The sequence below is a fragment of the uncultured Anaerococcus sp. genome (assembly GCF_947253225.1).
Lineage (GTDB): Bacteria > Bacillota > Clostridia > Tissierellales > Peptoniphilaceae > Anaerococcus.
Genome location: NZ_CAMXYR010000092.1, coordinates 1 through 4,061 on the forward strand (window position 1 = coordinate 1; position 4,061 = coordinate 4,061).

At 36.1% G+C, this 4,061-nt stretch carries 4 protein-coding genes and 1 pseudogene; all 5 read right to left on the reverse strand.

The features are described from left to right. Positions 1-2,532, reverse strand: a 2,532-nt coding sequence (locus Q0W95_RS07600) for a phage tail tape measure protein (RefSeq protein ID WP_297791485.1), incomplete at its 3' end; no start/stop codon positions are given. An 83-nt stretch (positions 2,533-2,615) separates the two neighbouring features. Next, positions 2,616-2,867 (reverse strand): hypothetical protein, encoded by a 252-nt coding sequence (locus tag Q0W95_RS07605; protein WP_297791487.1) that lies wholly within the window; start codon positions 2,865-2,867, stop codon positions 2,616-2,618. 61 nt (positions 2,868-2,928) lie between these two features. Then, positions 2,929-3,093 carry a hypothetical protein gene (locus Q0W95_RS07610; protein ID WP_176714517.1) on the reverse strand — a complete coding sequence of 55 codons (165 nt, stop codon included), beginning with the start codon at positions 3,091-3,093 and terminating at the stop codon, positions 2,929-2,931. Positions 3,094-3,110: 17 nt separating this feature from the next. Next, positions 3,111-3,467, reverse strand: coding sequence for a hypothetical protein (locus Q0W95_RS07615; protein WP_297791490.1), 357 nt, complete (start codon positions 3,465-3,467; stop codon positions 3,111-3,113). Further along, positions 3,467-4,061: pseudogene (locus Q0W95_RS07620) on the reverse strand (major tail protein); the annotation flags it as partial. The gene Q0W95_RS07615 and the pseudogene Q0W95_RS07620, both read right to left, overlap by 1 nt.

Here is a 4,061-nt window from a genome sequence, read left to right on the forward strand (position 1 = left end):
ATGAGCGCAATAGTCTCGTGGGCTCGGAGATGTGTATAAGAGACAGGAATTAAAGGTAGATGTTACTGCTGATTTTGCAGAATTCCCTGTTGATAAAATAGTAGATTTGATACTATTCCAAATATTAGATACTAATGACCTAATTCCATTTAAAACTCCAGATATGAAGGACTTGATAGCATTCCAAACATTCATCACTATAGATTTAACAGCATTTAAAACGGTTTGAATTACTACTTTTATATTGTTCCAGGATGTAGATATAAATGTTCCAATAGCTGTAATTACAGTGGTTAAGAAACTTTTTATCCCATTCCAAATGGTCTCTGCTTTTACCTTTATAGCATCAAGAACTGTTGAAATTAAAGTCTTAATACCTTCCCAAGTAGTCCTAATGAATTGTCCAACTGCTGTAAATACTTCTGTGGTTTTAGTTGAGATAGCTGTCCATATATTGGTAAAAGTAGTTTGAATTCCTGTCCAGAGGCTTGTAAAGAATTCTCCTAAACTTTGCCATAGACTCTTGGCTCCCTCAATAAAGGTATTCCAAGATTCAGTTAGAAAAGTTGTTATAGATGTCCAGATAGTATTCCATCCTTCAGAAAGTCCATTCCACAGGTTGGCAAAGAAGTCCTTGATGCCTTTCCAAGTAGTCTTAACACCTTCAATAAATCCAGCCCAAAATTCTGATAGAAAACTTGTAATATCAGTCCAAGTGCTTGTCCAAGATTCTGATATTCCTTGCCAGAGGTTTACGAAGAATTCTTTTATTCCATTCCAAATAACTACTGTTGATTCTTTTATTGTTTCCCAAATAGAGATAAGACCTTCTCTAAACCAGTCACATTTCTTCCATAAAAGAACAAGTCCAGCTATTACTGCACCAATAGCAATAGGAACAATACCTATGGCTGATACTACTGCAGTGATTGCTGGTATAAGTGTACCTGTAAAGATTCCAACTATCTTAGTTATTCCTCCTACTATTAGAGGCCCTTTGGTCATAATAGTACCTATTGACCATATAAGTTTTCCTACAATCATTAGTACAGGACCAAGAGCAGCTATAAAAAGACCGATACCTGCAATAATACCTTTTACTGGTCCTGGAAGTGCATTAAGTCCATTTACCAGTTTTGTTAATATATCTACTGCTTTTCTAACAGCAGGCATTAAAAGTTCTCCAAAGGATATGGCTAATTCTTCTAAGGCAGATTGTAAAATCTTTAATTGACCAGCTAGGTTATCCTGCATAGTAGCAGCCATTTTTTCTGCTGTTCCATCTGCATTATAGATGGCATCACTCAAACTATTGTAGTCTTTCTCACTGGCATTTATGATTGCCAACATTCCAGACATGGCATTTTTACCAAATATCATGGATGCTGCTTGTGCTTTTTGAGTTCCATCTAAATTGGCAAAGGCAACTCTAAAGGTGCTTAGAGTTTCATCAAGTGAAAGGCCCTGTACATCTTCAATAGATAATCCCAACATGGACATTCCATTAATAACTTCTTTAGTTGGTGATGCGAGTCTTGTTAGTCCAGACCTTAAAGCTGTCCCTGCTTGTGAGCCTTTTATTCCTGCGTTAGCCATTAAACCTATAGCTACTGCTGTATCTTCAACTGAATAGCCAAGTGTCCCAGCAATAGGTGCAGCATATTTGAAGGTTTCACCCATTAATGAAACATTGGTATTGGCATTAGATGATGCAGCAGCAAGAACATCAGCAAAGTGAGAAGAATCTTCTGCTTTTAAACCAAAGGCTGTAAGGGCATCTGTTACGATATCTGAAGTAGTAGCTAAGTCCTCACCACTAGCTGCAGCAAGGTTCATGACTCCTTCAATACCACTAATCATATCTTTACTTTTCCAACCAGCCATAGCCATGTAGTTCATAGCCTCTGCCGCTTCAGATGCTGAGAACTTTGTTTTGGCTCCCATTTCACGAGCCTTTTCCCTTAGGGCATCAAAGTCGGACCCTGTTGCACCAGATACTGCTTTTACCTTTGACATACCAGAATCAAAATCTGATGCAGTCTTTACAGCTGCTACTCCAAGACCTGCTACTGCAAGAGATACTGGCATCATTTTTCTTCCTACGTTTTCTATATTTTGCCCTGTGTTTTGCCATTTTTCCCCAGTAATAGCTATGTTTTGCAGGGTTTGATTAGTGGTTGCCCCTTGTCTTTCTAGAGACTTTAGGGCTTGTTCTGTTTCAATAATCTCTCGTTTAAGGGCATCATATTGTTCTTGGGAGATTTTACCTTCTGCAAGAGCCTGTTCAGATTGCTTCTGTGCTTCTTTCAAAGAAGTTAATTTATTTTTTGTTTCTTCTAAGGTCTGACCTAATAACTTGTGCTTTTGTGAGATAAGTTCAGTATTTCCTGGGTCAAGTTTAAGAAGTTTATTAACATCACGTAATTCTGACTGAGTATGTTTTATTTCTGTATTTACAGATTTAAGTGCGTCTTGAAGTTTGGTAGTATCTCCACCAATCTCAACAGTTATCCCTTTTATTCTATTTGCCAATATCTCACCTCCTCATTAAAAATAAGCATAATAAAAGCACCTACCATTTTTTGGTAGATGCTTAATTCAATCTCATAGTTATTTTAGCCACAACAATATCCTATATCGCAGGCAATATCTGCTACAGGCTCTTCATTAAAGTGGGCTAAGGAAATTTCAATACTATAGAGTTCAATTGTGTGATCAGCAAACTCAGAAGAATATTTCCAAGGACATAACATCAACCATCTTTTTATATCAGACCTGTATTCTTCTAGAGATTGTCCCTTTTTGAAAACTTCACTGCTTACATCTAAAAACTCTAACTCTTCTTTACTTAATTCATTATCTCTCACTACCAAGCTCCTTATAGATTAATATTTCTATTTGATTTAACTATACCATTAACCTATTTAATTAGAACCTGTCAAAGTCCTCCTGAGTAGCTACTTCTTTGTATTTATAGTCGTCATTATTCTTTTCTGTGAACATATCATTTACAAGTCCAATTGTTAGTAGAGATAAATCAGAAACAGAAAGACCAAGTTCCACTGCCCTCAATAGGAATAAGGGTGTGGTCATTGGTCTTTCTGTTGGTCTTACTTTTTTTTAGGAATTTCTTCCGACTTTATGTTAAGTCCCCATAACTCAATTAACTGAGGTAGAATTTGGTAAATTGAAAAAGTTGAGAAATTATCTAACCATTCTTCTGGACTATCAGGAATAGATTTGTCTCCATGCTTTGCCATTACATAGGCTATATTTTCAAATAACTCAAGTGAACCAATATCAAGATTAGATTTATCTTTATCGTTTTTCTTCATGGACATTTCTAGTTCCATCAAGTCTTTGAAAATATCCCTTCCAAATTTCAGCCTATATATTCTAGGAATAGCTGCAGATGCACGAAATATAACATCTTTCCCATCAATTTTTATGGTTTTTGTTAATGCCATTATCTACTACCTCCTGTTGTCCTTGCTGTAGAAGATGAAGTTTCTATTGGTAGATAAACTGATTTATACCAGCCATCATAAGTTTCCTTAGTTGTCTCATCACTTGTTCTAGCCTTTACATTACCATTTGGAAGTGGTCTTGCTTGGATAGATAAGGTTTCTGGTTGAACTTCTCTTGACTCCTAGTTGGTTTCTCCTTCGAGAGTAGGTCTTGCTGCTGAACAATTATACATGACGTGACGGATTTTCTTTTGGTCACCATCAAACTCAAATAGAAGTGCAAAGTTTGCAGTCTCAGAATTTGAGGATTCAATTAAAACTTTATTAGAATCTGATTTTTCCATCAAAACATCAGTTCTAAAGGATTCAGGAATTAAAGCAATTTCTAAATCTCCGTCATAGCCCATATTGTTTGAAATAGTGTAGTATTCAATTCCATCAGCATAAAAGCTTTCTGGCTCACCATTTGGATCTAATGAAATTGAAACAGCACCAGGCATTGGCACTGGTGTCTTATATTTAATAACGCCCTCTTCGGATTTATCAAAGAGAGCGTAGTGTACGTTACAAATATTAAATTTAACTTTATTGGCC

Bases quoted from the DNA above. Each gene is read 5' to 3' on its own strand.
- Q0W95_RS07610 (WP_176714517.1), bottom strand. From the start codon at position 3,093: ATGACCACACCCTTATTCCTATTGAGGGCAGTGGAACTTGGTCTTTCT.
- Q0W95_RS07615 (WP_297791490.1), bottom strand. From the start codon at position 3,467: ATGGCATTAACAAAAACCATAAAAATTGATGGGAAAGATGTTATATTT.